The 18,292-nt window shown below is 45.1% G+C and carries 18 protein-coding genes and 1 other annotated feature; of the genes, 10 read left to right on the top strand and 8 right to left on the bottom strand.

Annotated features, from left to right (window positions below; all coding sequences use genetic code 11):
- Positions 1-75: 75 nt before the first annotated feature.
- Positions 76-258, top strand: a complete 183-nt coding sequence (locus MKY87_RS03530) for a YjfB family protein (protein WP_017687882.1) — start codon at positions 76-78, stop codon at positions 256-258.
- A 144-nt stretch (positions 259-402) separates the two neighbouring features.
- Here MKY87_RS03530 and MKY87_RS03525 read toward each other — a convergent pair whose 3' ends face one another.
- The 5 genes from MKY87_RS03525 to MKY87_RS03505 all read right to left on the bottom strand — a co-directional run bounded on the left by MKY87_RS03525 (position 403) and on the right by MKY87_RS03505 (position 6,048).
- A complete protein-coding gene (locus MKY87_RS03525; protein ID WP_340962945.1) occupies positions 403-1,140 on the bottom strand; it encodes an HAD family hydrolase in 738 nt (245 codons plus the stop codon).
- Positions 1,141-1,211: 71 nt separating this feature from the next.
- Positions 1,212-2,261, bottom strand: a complete 1,050-nt coding sequence (locus tag MKY87_RS03520; RefSeq protein WP_340962944.1) for a zinc-dependent alcohol dehydrogenase — start codon at positions 2,259-2,261, stop codon at positions 1,212-1,214.
- Positions 2,262-2,536: 275 nt separating this feature from the next.
- A complete protein-coding gene (locus MKY87_RS03515; RefSeq protein WP_076250125.1) occupies positions 2,537-3,775 on the bottom strand; it encodes an aspartate aminotransferase family protein in 1,239 nt (412 codons plus the stop codon).
- A 90-nt stretch (positions 3,776-3,865) separates the two neighbouring features.
- The gene (locus MKY87_RS03510; protein ID WP_340962941.1) at positions 3,866-5,074 is read right to left on the bottom strand and encodes an MFS transporter; all 1,209 of its coding nucleotides are present in this window, start codon (positions 5,072-5,074) and stop codon (positions 3,866-3,868) included.
- 341 nt (positions 5,075-5,415) lie between these two features.
- The gene (locus MKY87_RS03505; RefSeq protein ID WP_340962940.1) at positions 5,416-6,048 is read right to left on the bottom strand and encodes a DUF1963 domain-containing protein; all 633 of its coding nucleotides are present in this window, start codon (positions 6,046-6,048) and stop codon (positions 5,416-5,418) included.
- A 204-nt stretch (positions 6,049-6,252) separates the two neighbouring features.
- Between MKY87_RS03505 and MKY87_RS03500 the strand changes: the two genes are divergently transcribed.
- Positions 6,253-6,954 carry a pseudouridine synthase gene (locus MKY87_RS03500; RefSeq protein ID WP_340962938.1) on the top strand — a complete coding sequence of 234 codons (702 nt, stop codon included), beginning with the start codon at positions 6,253-6,255 and terminating at the stop codon, positions 6,952-6,954.
- A 70-nt stretch (positions 6,955-7,024) separates the two neighbouring features.
- Here the strand turns inward: MKY87_RS03500 and MKY87_RS03495 are convergent, their stop codons facing one another.
- From MKY87_RS03495 to MKY87_RS03485, 3 genes are all read right to left on the bottom strand, one after another.
- Positions 7,025-7,954, bottom strand: a complete 930-nt coding sequence (locus tag MKY87_RS03495) for a DMT family transporter (protein ID WP_340962935.1) — start codon at positions 7,952-7,954, stop codon at positions 7,025-7,027.
- Complete coding sequence (locus tag MKY87_RS03490; RefSeq protein ID WP_340962934.1) at positions 7,951-8,802, bottom strand: AraC family transcriptional regulator; 852 nt, start codon at positions 8,800-8,802, stop codon at positions 7,951-7,953. Before MKY87_RS03490 ends, MKY87_RS03495 begins: the two co-directional genes overlap by 4 nt.
- Before the next feature lie 227 nt (positions 8,803-9,029).
- A complete protein-coding gene (locus tag MKY87_RS03485; RefSeq protein ID WP_339783209.1) occupies positions 9,030-10,145 on the bottom strand; it encodes an NADH:flavin oxidoreductase in 1,116 nt (371 codons plus the stop codon).
- Positions 10,146-10,368: 223 nt separating this feature from the next.
- Between MKY87_RS03485 and MKY87_RS03480 the strand changes: the two genes are divergently transcribed.
- The 8 genes from MKY87_RS03480 (at position 10,369) to tyrS (ending at position 18,168) form a co-directional block, all read left to right on the top strand.
- Positions 10,369-10,950 (top strand): TetR/AcrR family transcriptional regulator, encoded by a 582-nt coding sequence (locus tag MKY87_RS03480; protein WP_339783211.1) that lies wholly within the window; start codon positions 10,369-10,371, stop codon positions 10,948-10,950.
- A gap of 55 nt (positions 10,951-11,005) precedes the next feature.
- Complete coding sequence (locus MKY87_RS03475; protein WP_340962931.1) at positions 11,006-11,305, top strand: Dabb family protein; 300 nt, start codon at positions 11,006-11,008, stop codon at positions 11,303-11,305.
- Between the two features lie 46 nt (positions 11,306-11,351).
- Complete coding sequence (locus MKY87_RS03470; RefSeq protein ID WP_340962930.1) at positions 11,352-12,131, top strand: NRDE family protein; 780 nt, start codon at positions 11,352-11,354, stop codon at positions 12,129-12,131.
- Positions 12,132-12,371: 240 nt separating this feature from the next.
- Positions 12,372-13,688: a nucleobase:cation symporter-2 family protein gene (locus MKY87_RS03465; protein WP_340962928.1), complete on the top strand. Its 1,317-nt coding sequence runs from the start codon at positions 12,372-12,374 to the stop codon at positions 13,686-13,688.
- Positions 13,689-13,987: 299 nt separating this feature from the next.
- Positions 13,988-15,457 carry a protein adenylyltransferase SelO gene (locus MKY87_RS03460; RefSeq protein WP_340962927.1) on the top strand — a complete coding sequence of 490 codons (1,470 nt, stop codon included), beginning with the start codon at positions 13,988-13,990 and terminating at the stop codon, positions 15,455-15,457.
- Positions 15,458-15,548: 91 nt separating this feature from the next.
- Entirely contained in the window at positions 15,549-15,992 is a 444-nt protein-coding gene (locus tag MKY87_RS03455) for an Imm63 family immunity protein (protein ID WP_340962926.1), read from the top strand.
- Positions 15,993-16,012: 20 nt separating this feature from the next.
- Positions 16,013-16,462, top strand: coding sequence for a DMP19 family protein (locus MKY87_RS03450; RefSeq protein ID WP_339783223.1), 450 nt, complete (start codon positions 16,013-16,015; stop codon positions 16,460-16,462).
- Between the two features lie 99 nt (positions 16,463-16,561).
- Positions 16,562-16,789: a binding site (T-box leader), on the top strand.
- Positions 16,790-16,905: 116 nt separating this feature from the next.
- Entirely contained in the window at positions 16,906-18,168 is a 1,263-nt protein-coding gene (gene tyrS, locus MKY87_RS03445) for a tyrosine--tRNA ligase (protein ID WP_091011938.1), read from the top strand.
- The last annotated feature ends 124 nt before the right edge of the window (positions 18,169-18,292 follow it).

Here is an 18,292-nt window from a genome sequence, read left to right as displayed (position 1 = left end):
TTTAACAATTCCTCCCTTCTGACCGATATATAATAAGTACATCTATGTAATGAGAAAGTGAAAGGAGTGCAGAACATGGATATTGCAGCATTATCAATGGCGATGAGCCAAGCTTCAGTAGTGCAGTCGGCAAGCTTGCAAGTGATGTCGATTACAAAAGACATGGCACAGCAGCAAGGCCAGCAGATGGCGGAAATGTTGAAGTCAGTGCCTGCTCCTCATCCCAATCTGGGTGGAAGTCTTGATCTTTCGGTTTAGTTGAAATTACAGCATGTGTCCTCATGTAACACCCATTGCAGCAAGCAAAACCCAAACAGCTCCAATTCGAATGAATTGAAGCCGTTTGGGTTGTTTTTTTCTAAATACTCATTCCAAAATTACGATCTTTTTATTACGATCTTCTCAGCGAAACTTTGCCAAACTTGGCAATCTGCCTTCAAAGGGCAGTGTGTCCTTCAATGTCCATAACTCATCGTAATTGGAAATCTGAAGATCGGCTTTGGACAAGTCCTGATTGCCTGATCCCGGATTACGATATCCGATGCAGCGCATGCCTGCACTTTTGGCGGCCTGAACACCATTGCGCGAGTCCTCGATCACCAGACAATTCGAAGGGGATGCACCAATCATCTCAGCGGTGGTCAGGAAAATATCTGGTGCCGGCTTGCCGTTTGTAACTTCCTCACCTGTCATTCGCACCTCAAAGTATTGTCCAAGTCCGGTTTTGTCCATGATCAGATCAATCAGTGCACGTGGAGAGGAAGAAGCAACGGCTATGGGTACGTGTTGCTCATGCAGCCAGCTTAACCAGCGTTCCACGGAAGGCATTGCTATGAGATTCGAATGGGCAAGCATGGTTTGCATCACATTATGCTGATGATAAGCAAATACTTCTTCCAGCGTAGCTGTCAGTTGATGTTTGTCCAATACTTGCTGCCACATGGATTCCAGCGTAACTCCAACATAGGTATGATGTTCTTCTTCCGTCACCCTGGCTCCAAAATGGGTAAAAGAGCTGCGCTCAATCTCGAAATAAATCGGTTCGCTGTCAATCAGTACACCATCCATGTCAAAAATGACTGCTTGGATGATGTCATCATTGGGCGTTCCCAGTCCGTCAGACTCTTTGTTTGCTGCCATGCTGTATTCCTCCTCCAGGATTGTGTAAACATATATCTCTAATCTAACCCATTCATGGTTAACGTTCCACTTTAGAAACTGGAACCACTGGATTGCAACACTACTTTAATAGCATGTGAGGAGGCTTGAAGTGTGCGTCCCTGAATATCGCAGCCAAGTGTGCGGAAAGCCTCTTCGTAATCCTCCAACGGGAAGGAGTGGGTGATGATTTTTTTAGCCGGAATAATCCCTTGTTCAATCATATAATGTGCGGTTGCAAATGTGCCCAGAGAATCGATGGAACCAATAATTTTTAGACTACGGTCCACAACTTCCTTGGGATTGAAGGATGTGTTTCCATCTCTCAGACCAACCAGCATCAGGTAACCGCCGCTGGCGAGCTGGGAGAGCACTTGTGTGCCCACAACGCCCGTTGTATCAACAATCATATCGACCTGATGGGGTGCGGGTGACAGTGATTCTATTGCATTTTCGAAGGATGAATGAACTTCCCAACGATCAGGTGCAATGGAACCGGCAATGGCTAAGCGTTCTTCGGAGATGTCGACCAGACAGCCGGTGACCCCTTTAGAAGCGAGCGCGTAGCTGTACAGAATGCCAATCGGGCCTGCGCCGAGGATGATCGTTCTGAAATTCGGCAATAAATGAATCTGATTAATCCCCGTCAGCATACAACTGAGCGGTTCCGTCAAAGTTGCTTCTTCATATCTCACATGATCCTTCAATTTGTACAAAAAACGATCCTCGGTCACATAATAATCTGTAAATGTTCCGTCAGCACTCACACCTGTCTCGGTAACAGACTTATGTGTGCAATGATTTTGTCTGCCTGTTCTGCACATGTCACATTGTCCGCAATAGTAGGTAGGGTCGATCACAACACGGTCGCCCGGTTGTAATGTCGTTACCGCAGAGCCAACAGCAATGACTTCCCCGGCAGACTCATGACCGAGAATGACAGAAGGGACCGCATGATATTTGCCGCTGACAATACCGAGATCGGTACCGCATACACCAGTTGCTCGAATACGAACCAACACTTGATTATCTCTCATGATTTCTGGAACAGGCCGTTCCTCAAGCGCCACATCCCAAGCCGATTTGTATACCAATGCAAGCATGATATAACCTCCTTGTAATTATATAAAATATAAAAATAGCGATTCATCTTAAACAGTTTTTGACAAGATACGAAAGTAGTGAAGGGGACGAAATCGATTCTGGAGAAGCGAAGCGTTAGCCTAAAAGCTTTCTGAAAGAAAGCTGCTTCGGAAGCATACGCTATCAACGGATTTTTCCCTTGGGAAAGGAAAATCAAGAAAATCCGTGGATAACAGCGATCATAAGAACGATTCGTAACCGAAACGACCACTTCGAACAGTTGCATTGAAATGTTTTAATGAACGCTGGCAAGCACCGAATCCAGTCGCTCCACGATCTCTACCAGTTCGTCTTCGGTTGTGGTAAGGGAAGGCCGGACCTTAACAACGTTACCGAAGCCATATCTTGAACTTCTCAAGATTAGATGCTCATCTGTAAAAGCACGGTCAACAATGGCATTGGTTTTTAGCGTATCCGGTTCATTACCGTCACCTACGATCTCTAACCCCCACATTAACCCGACACCACGAGCTTCACCGATACTTGGGTATTTCATAGCCAATTCATGCAGCAATTCACCCAAAATTTCACCTTTGCGTTTTACGGCATCCAGAAACCCGGGTTCGGATACCACTTCCAAGGTGGATTTGGCAGCGGTTACGGAGATCAGATTGCTTCCTGAGGTAAAGGAGTGTTCGTGCTTTTCGAGCACATTCAGCCGGGATTGCATTAATACCGCAGCAACAGGTACACCGATCCCGCCAAGACCTTTTGCAAGGGTAATCATATCAGGCTGGATATCAAACAGTTCGCTGGCGAACATGGTTCCGGTACGACCGATGCCTGTCTGCACTTCGTCAGCAATAAGAATAATATTGTACTCATCACACAGTTTACGCAGACGTTTGAAATACCCGGCGGGAGGGATGATGTTGCCGCCATTTCCAAGAATGGGTTCGATAATCATGCATGCGACTGAGCCGGAACTTGCATATTCTATCGCATCAGATATAGCTTCAACGCATTGATAGCCGCAGTCTCCATTTGAGGATTTGAATGGGCAGCGATAACAGTATGGGGCAGGTACATGGACAGCGTTAGCCACAGCCGAATTGGGGAACCGTTTCCGCCGGAAGGCATTCCCCGAAATCCCGGTGGCAAATTGGGTCTGCCCATGATGGGACAGATACAGGCTGATGATGTCTGTTGATTCGGTATACTTCTGTGCAATTTTGGTTGCACATTCGTTGGCAGTTGAACCAGTGATATCCCGCATCCATCCGGCATTAATGTCGTTTGGAGCATATTCGATTAAGTGATCAAGTACTTCATTTACGTACGGTTCGGTGAAGGAGGAAGACATATGCGTCAGATTGCCGACTTGTTCCTGAATTTTGCTGACAACATGTGGGTGATTATAGCCCAGTGACAGATTGAACGTGCCCGACACGCCATCCAGGTATTCAACACCTGAATCGTCAATCAACTTAATCCCTTTTCCGGCTATGAAGCGGTTGTTGGTTAAAGTTTGCATACGATTTCCTCCAATATAATGGTGTACTAACTCGAACGAAGCTCAACAATCCCGGATGATGCGGGCATCACCTCCCTTAAGAAACGATGTTTACATTTCCTTACTATGTTGTGCGAGAGCAGTACGTACTGCATTATTTTTTACAGTCCATAGATGAGAGATCATCAATGTGAGCAGCAGGATCAGACAGAATCCGGCCAAAATCCAGATCGTATTCACGACAGGCCCTGTGCTCATACTCCATCCAGTCACATACTGCAAGATGGCACCTCCAATACCACCCGATGCGATCAGGATACTGGTTGTCCGCTCGGTCATACCGGGAATCAGAACATTTGCGTAGACCAGTGCGATACAGAACAGCCCTGACATGAACAGACCGGTTCCGAAGATGAGCACATACGTTGCCCACTGTCCAGTTACAAATACCATAGCGACCGTAAACAAAAGCGTGCCAACCGTACTCCAGATCAGAAAAGGCATATAGTTGACGGCTTCCGCTATTTTTCCGGAGAAAAGACGACCGATGATCATCGCAATCCACAGGATGGAGACACTCAGCGATGCGACAGATTCCTGAAGGTGCAATCGTTCTACGAGAATGGAGGGCAGGAAGTTCATCAATCCCAGTTCCAATCCCATGTAGATGAAAAAGAAAATGACAAAGATCGTCAGCAGACCTAGATGTTTTCTCGAATATTGGGCTTTGCCTGCTGTATGTGCCACTGTATTCTCGCCAGCCTGTTCCAGATACAGTGCGGCTGGACGGGGCATAGTGATCCACAGCAGCATAAGAACCAGTGACAACACGGCCACCGTATAAAAAGTAAGATGCCACTGATCCATCCAGATGAATAAAGCAGCGACAGCCGGGATGAGAAGTGCTCCAAGAGCAAAGAAGACATCCAGCTTGGACATGGCGACCGCCTTTTGATTCTCAGTGAATTCGATCGTGAATGCACCTACAGAGGGTTCGATGATACCTGAACCGAAACCTACGATAATTGTGAGAAGAAGAACTACAGACCAGGATGGCAGAAAACCGAGTAATGTATAGGCGGCTACAATACAGATCAGGGCAAGGGTCAGCATAGCTTTTCTTCCGATACGGGCTGTCAGGGCAGGAGCTACAAGTACACCGACAAGAAATCCAAGAAACTGCAGAAATAACAAAAATCCGCCATCACTGTAACCGCGCTCATAATATGTCAATAAAACAGGGAGAAGTGCGCCGAGTACAACGCTGGTTATGCCGATTAACAGATAAAAACCGCAGCTTAGAGCGAATATTCTTTTCAAAAGCCCGCCTCCTAGTTGGATGAAATTTTTATATTATGTAATAAATGTTTATTTCATATATAACTTATACCATAAATGTGCAAATGTACATGCTTTTTGTTGTAAAATAATGTTAAATTTTGATGAAGAGAAATATTTCTCGTGCTAAGTTTTTTCTAAAACGATTTCGTGTCGAAAGGGTAGATATGATTTAATTCATATGACCTTTTAACAGGGTTTGGCATCTGTATTGATCGAGAATAGTAAAACGTGCATATAAAAAAAACGTTCCCTGTCTAGGTAGACGGGAAACGTTCTGATTAGCCGTTTATATGATGATAACTGATCTCAACGTATCGCTGTTAAGCAGTCTGTACAAAGAAAATTCCATCCAATGGTGCGTGAGCAGACGCGGGACCTCTCCGTAAAAATAAATAACCGTTTGCATCGGGAAGACCCAATATATCCCGATAAGGCTCAGGAAAATCTCCGGAATACATTTGACACACCAGTTGATATTCCTCTAGCAAATGGTCAATTCCTTTCACGCCGTTTGGTAAAGTGGAAGAGAAAAATGAAAATGCAGGAAACTCCTGATCGTGAAGCTCCATTTCAATCAAACGTACGCCGCTTAACGGAATGGGTGGAACGGGACATACGGAAGTGAGTGGATGCGAAGAAACCGACACATAAGTGCATCCGGCAAGAATATTCTCGTTCCATTCCAGCTCATCTCCCGTATAGGTTACCTGATCCAGAAAATATTCGGAGGCGGAGTAGGTTGAGAAGACCGAGATATATTTATCTTGTGGTAAAGATGGGATATGGGCCTGCTTTGAAAGTGTATTGCAATTGATGGAGAACAGATGTAATAAAGGCTGACCCTCAGGGTTGAGTGGCCAGTCGGAAACGTATGCCGTTTCTCCACCAATCCACATGCCAGAGTCTTGGTTGGGATCATCGGGGTCAACTGTAAATCGAGTAACTTTGTACATGAGAAACTCCCTCCAGAGTGTATTTTGGTTTTCCTATGTAACGTTGTATGTGTTTTTATATAACAATTTATTGCTTCGTTTCAGTATAAATGAGATGATGTGGAATGAAAATCAGTACAAGGTACTAACTCATTGCACGAAGCGAATGAACGTACCAGCACTCTAAGAACCAGTGGCAATACTATAGATGAGAAGTGGTGACACATGTTAATTAACAAATACATAAGTGAAACGGGATTCTGCTCACGCAGGGAAACGAACCGTTTAATTGCGGCCGGACGCATAACGATCAATGGCAGGGTTTGTGAAAAAGGAGCCGAAGTTGAACCTCATGATGTGGTCCTTATTGATGGCAAGGAGATTCCTCGTAATGACAGCAAACCTGTCTATATTGCTCTGAATAAACCCATCGGTATTGTCTGCACAGCAGCAGCACATGTGGAAGGGAATATCATTCAATATATGAATTTTCCTTCTCGCATATTTGCGATAGGCAGGCTGGATAAGGCATCTGAAGGGCTGATATTGCTTACGAATGACGGAGGCATTGTAAACAAGATGATGCGTTCGGAGCATAATCATGATAAAGAATATGTAGTGACCGTAGACAAACCCATAACAGACGAATTTGTAAAGTCCATGTCTGAAGGTGTTGAAATTCTGGATGTGGTGACCAAGCCCTGCGAAGTGTATAGGCAGAGTGACAATGTATTTCGTATTATTCTGACACAGGGTCTCAACCTGCAGATCCGCAGAATGTGCAAAGCCCTGGGGTACCGAGTCCTGAAGCTGGAGCGCATCCGAATTATGAATATTACGCTGGATCAACTGGAGCGGGGGCAATGGCGTCATCTGGAGCAAGTGGAACTGGAGATTCTGCTGTCTCAATTAAATGAGATAAAATGAATGACTTCTGCTCATGTCAACGGTGGTCAACCACGATGTCCAGTTTTATCAGTAAAAAATGAAACAAACACTAACCCCTATGCGGATTAGTGTTTTTGTTGTTAAGCTTGTTTCCTGTTCTCTCTGAAATGTATGAGCCAAATAGGGTTAAGAACGCACCGAGTACAATCACCCAGGTTATCTGCTCTTGAAGAATCAGTGAAGATGACACAACAGTAATGACAGGCACCAGATAGATATATACACTCGTTTTGATAGCTCCGAGAAGATTCACAGCCCGGTTCCAGGTCACGAAACACAGCGCGGAGGCACCCAGACCGAGGTAGAGAATATTGGGGAGATTGGTCATATTCGTGAAGCGTCCGAGATCCCAATGGAATTCAAACAGGAACAGAGCTGGCAGCATGAAGATTAGGCCATAGAAGAATACTTTGCGGGTCGCACCAATGGTGTGATAACGAAGTTGGCCAATTTTCCGCATTAGTACAGAATATATCGCCCATACCGCAGGTGCTATAAAAGCAAGCAGATCACCTACCGGATTCAGTTGCAGAATGAAACTGCCGTTCAGTGCGATGAGTAGGATGCCGCTCAAGGCAATCCCAAATCCGATCAGAAAACGGCGAGTTAACTTCTCACCATCCAGGAAGAAATTGGCGAGCACGGCAGTGAAGAACGGAGCGATGGAGACAATAACCCCCACGTTGGAAGCTGTTGTGTACACCAGAGCAATATTTTCAATAAGAAAATATAACGTCACCCCGCATAAACCTGCTCCGATAAATAACCATTCTTCTCTGAATGAGGCGGTCCGCAGTGAACGTGGATAGATCAATAACAGTACCAAATACCCGATCAGGAAACGGAAAAATAAAATTTCTACAGGAGTGAAATCAATCAGCAGAACCTTGGTCGAGACAAACGTAGTTCCCCAGATCAATATGGTAAATAAGGCGAGCAAATGTCCGGTAGCGGCATTGGTGTTATGATGACTCGTCATACGAGGTTATCGATGGTTCGTTTCAATTCCGTATCATGGTTGAAGATACGTCTGTATTGCTTCGGCGTCAGCCCGATCAGTTTTTTGAAAAAATTCGTGAAATGGCTCTGGTCACTGAATCCTGTCTGTGCGGCTACTTCAATGGGAAGCAGACCTTGTTCCAGCAGACGTTTGGCTTGATTAATGCGAATCGTTTCCAGGTAGCGGTAAGGTGATATGCCTTTCTGACGAGTGAATAAACGCAGCAAGTGATACTTACTCATCTCCGTCAAATCAGCTAACTCGTTCAGCGAGATGATCTCCATGTAATGGGCTTCTATGTAATCACATATGCGTCTAATCTCTGTGGTAACATCCTGAGTGGATACAGGCGGTTCAGCATCCGAATAATCTCGCATTAATTGATCCAGCAGAAAGAGTAACAATTCTTCTTTGCAGAAATCGGATTGCTCCTCCAGAATCATCTGATGCAGCTCGTGCAGGGAACCCACAAGTTCACTTTGGTAGAGAACGGGGGATGTAAACCGTGGCAAGTAAGCTTGTCCAGTAATCTCTCTTGCATACTCTCGCATAACCTCAGGCTGGACGTTGATACAGCGATAATCGAGGGTTCTGCCATCGACCTGTTCGCAGGCATGAGGATCATGTGGATTAAAAACAATCATGTCGCCACTATTCAGAATGTATTCTTCGTTGTTGCAGATGAGGTGTCGCTTGCCTTGCTCAATGAATCCAATGACGTAATAGTCATGAAAATGATTGGGAAACTTCTGCATAATGCCTTCAAATTGATAAGCTTCTAGCTGTAAGTCGGTATCAAAAACGACAGTCCGGACTTCCCGAGTCATGATGCACCTTCTTTCTGGTAAGTTAAGATCATTATAGGTTGCAAAGAAGGAATTTTCTTGAACGATATTGCTATTGCTCGAAGTGTCTGATCGGACAGATATCTCCAAAAAACAAAATACCCGCAATCCCGGAGGGAAAGCGAGCCCTTTGCTTAGTATAGTTGATTCATGAGTTCAAACCTACTATATAGGGGAGAAAAAATCTCTGGAACAATAAGTAATTGTTCTTAGTGTAACGTAGCGAGCGCTTCAGGTGTAAAAGCCTGTATCTCAGATATGCGGCCTTCGCGTATTTTGGCAGCCCACGCCGGATCACCAAGGAGTGCACGTCCAACAGCCACCAGATCAAATTCCTGTTGCTCATATCGCTTCATAAGTTCGCTCATACCCGGATGTTTTACTTCACTGCCTTCTGCTTCAGGCTCATCCGCCATACCTACAGAACCGACCGTTATCGTGGTTTGACCACTTAGCTTCCGTACCCACCCTGCAAATCCTAGATCAGATCCTTCGAACTCGGGCTCCCAGAAGCGTCGTGTTGAGCAGTGGAAGATATCTACACCTGCGTCAACTAACAAACGAAGGAATTGTTCCAGTTCTTCCGGTGTATCGAACAGTCTGGCTTGATAATCATTCATCTTCCATTGGGAAATTCGCATCGCAATAGGAAAATCAGGACCTACCGCAGCACGCACTGCCATGACAAGTTCAACCGCGAATTGAGTTCGTTTCTGAAGGTCACCACCATAGCGGTCCGTTCTCCTATTCGTCGTTTTCCAGAAAAACTGATCGATTAGAAAACCGTGTGCACCGTGAAGTTCAATTCCGTCAAAACCAATACTTTGCGCATTGGCTGCTGCATCTGCATAGGCTTGAATCACAGTTGCAATCTCTGCCTCCGTCATGGGTGCACCTACTTGAGTACCTCCCATGTCAACTCCCGATGGACTCAGTGATGCAGCTTCCGGGTGTGGGTCAGATCCTGAAGGACGAACGATTCCCATGTGTAAAATCTGAGGGAAGATTTTGCCGCCAGCATCATGAACTTGTCTGACCACTTCAGCCCAGCCTTGAAGAGCTGCTTCTCCATACATATGAGGGATTCTAGGCTCACTTGATGCAGATGGATGCTCAATGGTCGCACCTTCGGTAATAATGAGTCCAACACCATGCTCGGCACGTCGACGATAATATGCGGCTACGTCTGGGCCAGGGACACCGTCCGGGGAAAAAGCACGAGCCATGGGGGACATGACGATGCGTGAGGACAGGGTTAGCTTTGAAACAGTGTATGGTTGAAACAAACGCTCTGTAGAAATAATGTTATATTGTGGATTACTCAAAATATACACCTCCATTATGTTGTACCTCTCAGTGGGTACGAGTGCAATGTTAACAAGGTCTATAGGCATGCTCAACCAACAATCGGAGCATTTTGTTGCTTAAGCGAAAGACACGGATTATTGTATGGTGTCTTTGCACTTACTTTCACTTGTTGAACAAATAACACTTATCTATAATGAAGGAGTCTAACCAAATATTTTGTGTACAAAGGAGGATTGGGGCATGTCTGGTGTATTGTCTCCAAACTCGAATGATCCGCGTGTAATCCGCACGCGTCAATTAATTCTTGATGCGTTTTTAAACCAATTGAATCTTAAAAATTTCAACAGCATTACGATTCAAAACATCACGGAACAAGCTACAATTAACAGAGCTACTTTCTACGCCCATTTTCAGGATAAATATGCACTGCTTGAAGCCTTGTTATCGGATGCTTTTATGGAATATGTAACGAAAAGGGTGGACTCGGATGCCCGGTTATCAGCCGAAACCATACAGCAACTTATATTTTCATTATGTGACTATCACGTCTCAAGTAATGGATGCATTAAAAAATATGAGACGGTTGCACCAATTATTGAAGAAAATATCAAGACACAGCTGGAGCAATTCCTTCTTGAATTAATGAGCAAAGTAGCGGGGGATGTAGATCCCAAAACGCTGAAAATTACGGCAACCATGCTAAGCTGGTCCATCTATGGAATGACATATCGTTGGAATATTGAGGGCGGACAGGAATCCCCGGCTGAATTAGCCAACAGAGTGGTCCCCTATATGATGGGCGGATTGGAATTGTTGAATTAACTTCATTTCACGAAATTTCATTTACTATTCGAATGGACATAGGAGGAATAACAAGATGTTTGAACATTTGGTTGTTTTTAAATTTAACGATAAAACCACACTAGCCAAACAACAGGAATGGGTGGCTCAATTGCTCGCGTTACAGGAACAAATCCCTGGAATTGTCACGCTGACCGCAGGGATCAATGCAACTGAAGAAACGGACCGTATCCAAGGTTACACGATTGGATTGAGAGTGACGTTTGAAGATCAGGAGGCATTGCGCGCCTATGGTCCCCATCCTGCTCATCAGGCATTTGTAGCTTCCCTCGATGGTTGGGTGGAAGATGTCATTGTAGTTGATTATGCGATATAAAGCCACGATATCAGAGGGTTAACGAATATAGGAGTTGAAGATTCCCATGTGTTTAATTTTATTTGCATACAACATGCATCCAAAGTATCCGCTTATTCTGGGATCAAATAGGGATGAATTCTATCACAGACCTACGGCTCAAGCACACTATTGGGAAGATCATCCTCATATATTAGCGGGCAGGGATTTGTCGAAAATGGGAACCTGGATGGGCGTAACCACAGGTGGACGTCTGGCTGCTGTTACGAATTATCGTGATCCGAATGAAGAGGTACAGGCCAGGGGCTCAAGAGGAGATCTGGTTGCTGACTTTTTAAAAGGAACGTCCACACCTGAGCAATATATACAACATGCGGAGAGAAGTCGCAATGATTATCCTGGCTACAATTTGTTAGTGGGTGATCCTGACGACCTCTATTATTATTCTAATGTGGGTACTGTCGTGATGAAGTTGAAACCGGGAATATACGGGATTAGTAATCACTTGATTAATACAGATTGGCCCAAGGTGAGACGTGGGAAAGAAGGGCTGGAGAAAATCATCCAAGGGGAAGACGAAGATACCCTGACAGAACAAATATTAGGTTTGCTGCAAATGGCAGACCCTTCAGTGGATGAGCTTCTCCCCCATACAGGTGTTCCATTGGAATGGGAGCGTTTGCTTTCTCCAATCTTTGTTAGAAGTGAGAAATTCGACTATGGGACCAGAGCTTCATCCGTTGTTCTGATGAACAGAGATGAAGTGTTTTATACGGAGATGGTTCACCAGAACGGAGAGGTAATGGAACAACGTTTTAACATCAAGCCACTCAACTGGACAAGCTGAGAATATGCAGCAAGTGTATTCAGCCCTTATGCATTAACGTGTCAACTTATATAACGCGACATAAACGGTATTAGAGTACCTTTTGTATAACACGCCCAATTTTAGTTGGGCTCTTTATCTCTTATCACAATTCTATGTTATGAATCATGGAACTTCCCTGAATAGTTTATATAATGTGAATCAACATAACATCATTTTGCAGCGGTTTAGTTGATTCTAATTTCAGGGGGGCAACGTGGGATGAAAGAAACCAAAAAGATGAGAATTTTTTCACTGGGGATTCAGCACGTACTCGCGATGTATGCGGGAGCAATTCTGGTGCCTTTGCTTGTGGGCAGAGCACTAAATCTGACTGCAGAGCAGTTGGCGTATCTGGTATCCATTGACCTGTTAACGTGTGGGATTGCAACATGGCTTCAGGCTCGGAAAGGGAAGTACTTGGGTATTGGATTGCCAGCGGTGCTCGGAAGTTCTTTTGTAGCGGTGACACCGATGATTGCGATTGGATCGCAATACGGAATTCCTGCCATATATGGGTCGATCATTGCAGCGGGTTTATTTATCGTCATCTTTGCCGTGTTTTTCAGCAAAATCGTCAAATTGTTTCCGCCAGTTGTGATCGGTACAGTGGTAACCATCATCGGTCTTGCGTTAATCCCAACCGGCATTAAAAACATGGCGGGTGGAGCAAACAGCGAGAATTTCGGAAGTTTGGATAATCTGGCGCTTTCATTTGGCGTATTACTTTTTATTCTAATCCTGAATCGATATGCTCGCGGGTTTGTTAAATCCCTGGCTGTTCTCCTTGGTATTATTGTGGGGACCCTCATCGCAGCCTTCATGGGAAAAGTGAACTTTGCCGCTGTACAGGAAGCCTCCTGGTTCCATTTGCCCCACCCCTTCTACTTTGGATGGCCAACCTTCGAAATCGGCCCCATTATTACAATGATTATTGTAGGTACAGTCGTTATCATCGAATCAACTGGTGTATTTATGGCTTTGAGCAAAATCTGTGATCAACCGATCAACGAAAAAGATCTGGCACGGGGATATCGTGCAGAAGGTCTCGCGTTTGTCCTGGGCGGCATATTTAATGCTTTTCCATACAATACATTTGCACAGAATGTTGGTTTGGTTCAGCTCTCCAAAGTGAAAACGACCAATGTTGTTGTTGCAGCCGGAGGTATCCTGGTCTTTCTGGGACTCATTCCGAAGGTAGCTGCTTTTGCAACCATTATTCCAAGTGCTGTCCTCGGAGGAGCAACTGTTGTCCTGTTTGGAATGGTCGTCTCATCCGGGATCAAAATGCTGCAGAACGTCGACTTTGGCAAACAATCCAATCTATTGATCGTGGCTTGCTCCGTTTCACTTGGGCTCGGTGTTACTGCTGTACCCGACCTGTTTGCCCAGCTTCCTCAAAGTATTCGGATTATTGTTAGCGATGGTATTATCACGGGAAGCCTGTCAGCGATCCTGCTTAATGTCTTCTTTAACCTTGCTTGGAAAAAAGAGAGCTTGCCAGTACAGCCTGTACAGGCTCAGGAAGCACACACGTAATCCTTGTAATAACAGACGTGTCATCTGGTAGTAAGTAAGCGGAATAGATCCAAGATGGTTTTCTGGGAAGTGGAATGAAAGACAATGACTCCACTTGCAAAGAAACCTCTTGGATTTTTTTGTGCTTACGATTCATGAGGAATGCAAAAGGCATGCAAATATGCTAAAGTTTCATCAAGAACATTTTATATGTTCCCTACATTGAATTTCCATGCGACTACATAAATGAGCATTGCTTCACAAGGCTAAAATAAAACCAAGGGATATCCCCTGGGTACAGAAAAGGAGTTGTGAGCACCATGCAACAAGAGACATCGAACAAAGGATGGAATTTGGACAATAGTTATGCGCAGTTACCGCAACCCTTTTTTACAATTCAGGGCGCAGTACCTGTTGAATCACCAAAGCTAATCATTTTTAATAGACTGCTTGCATCCAGCTTGGGACTGGATGTGGAGTCTCTTGACAGTGATGAAGGAGCGCAAATTTTTGCAGGTAACCTGATTCCGGAAGGGGCCGAGCCCTTAGCTCAAGCCTACGCAGGACATCAATTCGGCAATTTTAACATGCTTGGTGATGGACGCGCTTTGCTACTGGGTGAACAGATTACGCCACAGGGCGAGCGAGTGGATATCCAGCTGAAAGGTTCAGGGAGAACACCCTACTCTCGTGGAGGAGATGGACGTGCTGCTGTAGGGCCCATGTTGCGAGAATATATTATTAGTGAAGCGATGTATGCACTAGGTATTCCAACGACACGCAGTCTGGCGGTGGTATCGACAGGAGAAAACATTATCCGCGAAACAGAGCGGCCTGGGGCCATATTGACCCGGGTGGCTTCCAGTCATATTCGTGTAGCAACCTTCCAGTATGCAGCTAGATGGGGGTCTATCGACGATCTTCAGGCGTTGGCTGATTACACGTTGAATCGACATTTTCCTGAGGTTGCTCAGGCCGAAAACCGTTATCTTCTGCTCCTTCAGGAGGTGATTAAGCGGCAAGCGGTTCTCATTGCCCAATGGCAGCGTGTTGGTTTCATTCATGGCGTGATGAACACGGATAACATGGCGATCAGTGGTGAGACCATCGATTATGGTCCGTGCGCCTTTATGGATGCGTACAATCCTTCAACCGTATTTAGCTCCATTGACAGACAAGGCCGCTATGCTTATGGTAATCAACCGTATATTGCCGGGTGGAATTTGGCTCGTTTTGCTGAGACGCTTCTGCCGTTGTTGCATGAAGATGAAGAGCAGGCGGTGCAACTCGCGCAGGATACCATCGCACAATTTTCTGAATTGTATCATCATCACTGGCTCAAGGGGATGCGTGCCAAACTGGGCTTGTTGGATGAAGAGGCCGATGATGAGGCATTGATCAAGGATCTTCTTGAACTTATGGAGAAGCATAGTGCAGATTACACCAATACGTTCCTGGCTTTGACCTTTGATACATTGGAAGGAACAGCTTTGTTTGGCACGACAGAATTTGCTGAATGGCAAGAGCGGTGGCAAGCGAGATTGGACAGACAGCAGGGGGAGAAGGAAGTCTCTAAGCAGTTGATGAGAACAAGCAATCCAGCTGTCATTCCCCGCAATCATCGGGTCGAAGAAGCGCTTGAGCGAGCAGAGAATCATGGAGATCTTAGCGTGATGGAGAAGCTTTTGGCAGTTCTTTCAGATCCGTTCGCGCACTCACCTGAGCAGGCTGAATATGCCGAACTACCTGCACAATGCAATACTTCCTACCAAACTTTTTGTGGGACCTGATTGAACAATACGGAAGAAGAGGCTGCCTTCGGCAGCTTTTTCATTTTTTCATTCTGTCATCGATGTTACTTTTATATAGGCAGGTGCATTCATGTCCAACATGTTAAGCAAACAACAATTGGCAGACATCCTTATACAGCTTTTAGAGCGTACATCTCTCCGTAGGGAACAGATGCAGAACTATGTTAACCGCTTGTTTGAGACCTTTAAATGCGATGGTGTGCCCTATGTAGAGAATGGAGAAGATGCGTATATTGTTCGAATATACGAACGTGGTCTCGTCTCATTGGAGAAACGGGTGAAACAGCCGGATGAAGTCGTCTATTGGCTGCTGGAGGATATTATTTTCACCGCGACGCATGTAGGGTTGTTGGAAAGATATGGCGTGGATAATAAACAGACGTATTTGAACTACACAAATGAAGTGATGAATGAACTAAACAGGGGTGTTCAGGAAGCCTTCCAGCAGATCGGTGATCCGTACTTACATTGGTATCAGACGGGTAAACGTCAGGAGTTAGAGGGCATGAAGTAAATAAAAATGAGGTGTGTTACATGAGCGAGCAAGATATTAATGATGTATGGTATGACTATGCTGTGTTATTTGTCGAAAAAAAGAATAAATCTGAACAGGGCTGGGCTTCGTTGACTTCGAACGAGCAGGATATTGCTGCTTTATGGCTGTTAGAGGCGGATGTCTTTAATGGCGGTTTTATTCAGTTTTTCTGTAACTGGGGGGAAGAGGTATACCGTTACGCGTTGCGGGCATTACATACCATTGGTGCGACTCAAGTCGTGGAGATTATAACGTCAGCATACGGCTGCATGGAGCATCTGAAAGAGGATGAAAGGCTTACTGAACTGTGGGACATTCCTAAATTACTGACCAAGGAACAAGAGGACCAGTTAGATGCGCTGGATCAGAAATTTTGGAATAATGAGGATCAGATTGCGGAGAAAGCCTATGGTTATTATCACGGAAAATTGAACATGATGATTATATAATCTGGTTTCAATTATGCATCCGTTGTTCTGTTCAAAGATTGCATACTTGGTCTTGCAATGACTGGAACGTTCGGCTATACTTGCTATAAATTGAATACATGAATCACGTTGATAGAGCGCAGTAGCGGCTTTGTCCCTGTTACAGAAAGTCAGGGGTTGATGGAACCTGATACATACAAGGGCTGCGAATTACACTCTGGAGTACTTGGGTAATGCCAAGCGGATGGGCAAACGATATATTGCCAAAAGTGGTATGGATAACGTGTTAAGCTCACGTGTTGTCCATGCAATTTGGGTGGTACCACGGTTATGATAATCGTCCCTGTGTCTAATGAAGACAAGGAGGCGATTTTTTTGTGTCCAAAAAAGCCGTTCCAGCGTGTAATTTCGTAATTTAACGTAGATCATGACTGAATTTTGAGGATAGAAAAGGGGTTATACGAATGAATATTATTGATGAACTACAGTGGCGTGACGCCATTAACCAGCAGACGGATGCAGAGGGACTACGTGAATTGACTGAAACGAAATCCGTTTCTTTGTACTGCGGCGTTGACCCTACGGGGGATAGCATGCATATCGGACATCTCATTCCCTTCATGATGCTGAAAAGGTTTCAACTGGCAGGACATCGTCCGGTTATTTTGATTGGTGGAGCTACAGGCACGATTGGTGACCCAAGTGGTCGTCAGGCAGAGCGTTCTCTGCAAACGATGGAGCAAGTGCAGGAGAATGTGGATGCACTGACAGCGCAGATGAAGAAGTTGTTCGTAACAGACGGTGATAATCAGGTTCGCATGGTGAACAACTACGATTGGACACACAAAATCAATGTCATTGAATTCTTACGTGACTACGGCAAAAACTTTAACCTCAACACGATGCTTGCTAAGGATGTAGTTGCGAGCAGACTGGAAGGCGGAATCTCGTTCACCGAGTTTTCATACCAGATCCTTCAATCTCTCGACTACCTGCACCTGTTCCAAAATGAAGATGTACAGCTTCAAATCGGCGGTTCTGATCAATGGGGGAATATCACGAGTGGTCTTGATCTGATTCGTAAAAAAGAAGGATCTGAAGCGAAGGCGTACGGTCTGACCATTCCGCTCATGCTCAAATCCGACGGTACGAAATTTGGTAAAACAGCTGGCGGCGCAATCTGGCTTGATCCGAACAAAACGACACCATTTGAATTCTACCAGTTCTGGGCGAATACAGATGACCGTGATGTGATCAAATACCTGAAATACTTTACCTTCCTGAGCAAAGAAGAAATCGAAGCTTTGGCTGAAAAGGTAGAGACAGAGCCGCATAGACGTGAAGCACAGAAAGCACTCGCGGAAGAAATGACAAAATTTGTTCACGGCGAAGAAATGCTCGAACAGGCTAAACGAATTACAGCGGCGCTGTTCAGTGGTGATATCCGTTCCCTGACAGCTGATGAAATCGAACAGGGCTTCAAGGAAATGCCAACATTCGAAACGGACGGCGAAGCGAAAAATATCGTCGACTGGCTCGTAGATCTGGGGCTGGAGCCATCCAAACGCCAGGCGCGTGAGGATGTCACTAAAGGCGCAATCTCCATGAACGGTGAGAAAATCACAGAGCTTGAATTTACAGTCTCGGCAGAGCATGCCATTGGCGGTAAATTCATCATTATCCGTAAAGGTAAGAAGAACTACAGCTTGGTCAAACTTCAATCGTAGTTTCCAAGAAATAGTACGTAACACAGGCACGTATAGAGACTAAAATAGACACACAAATAAAGATACAAATACAGAAACAAAAAGACCGTCTTCCATCTCTGTCAGGCGACAGAAGGGAGACGGT

It is taken from the genome of Paenibacillus sp. FSL R7-0198 (assembly GCF_038000415.1).
Taxonomy (GTDB): domain Bacteria; phylum Bacillota; class Bacilli; order Paenibacillales; family Paenibacillaceae; genus Paenibacillus.
Note: the sequence above shows the minus strand (reverse complement) of the source record. Positions and strands in the feature narration are given on the sequence as shown.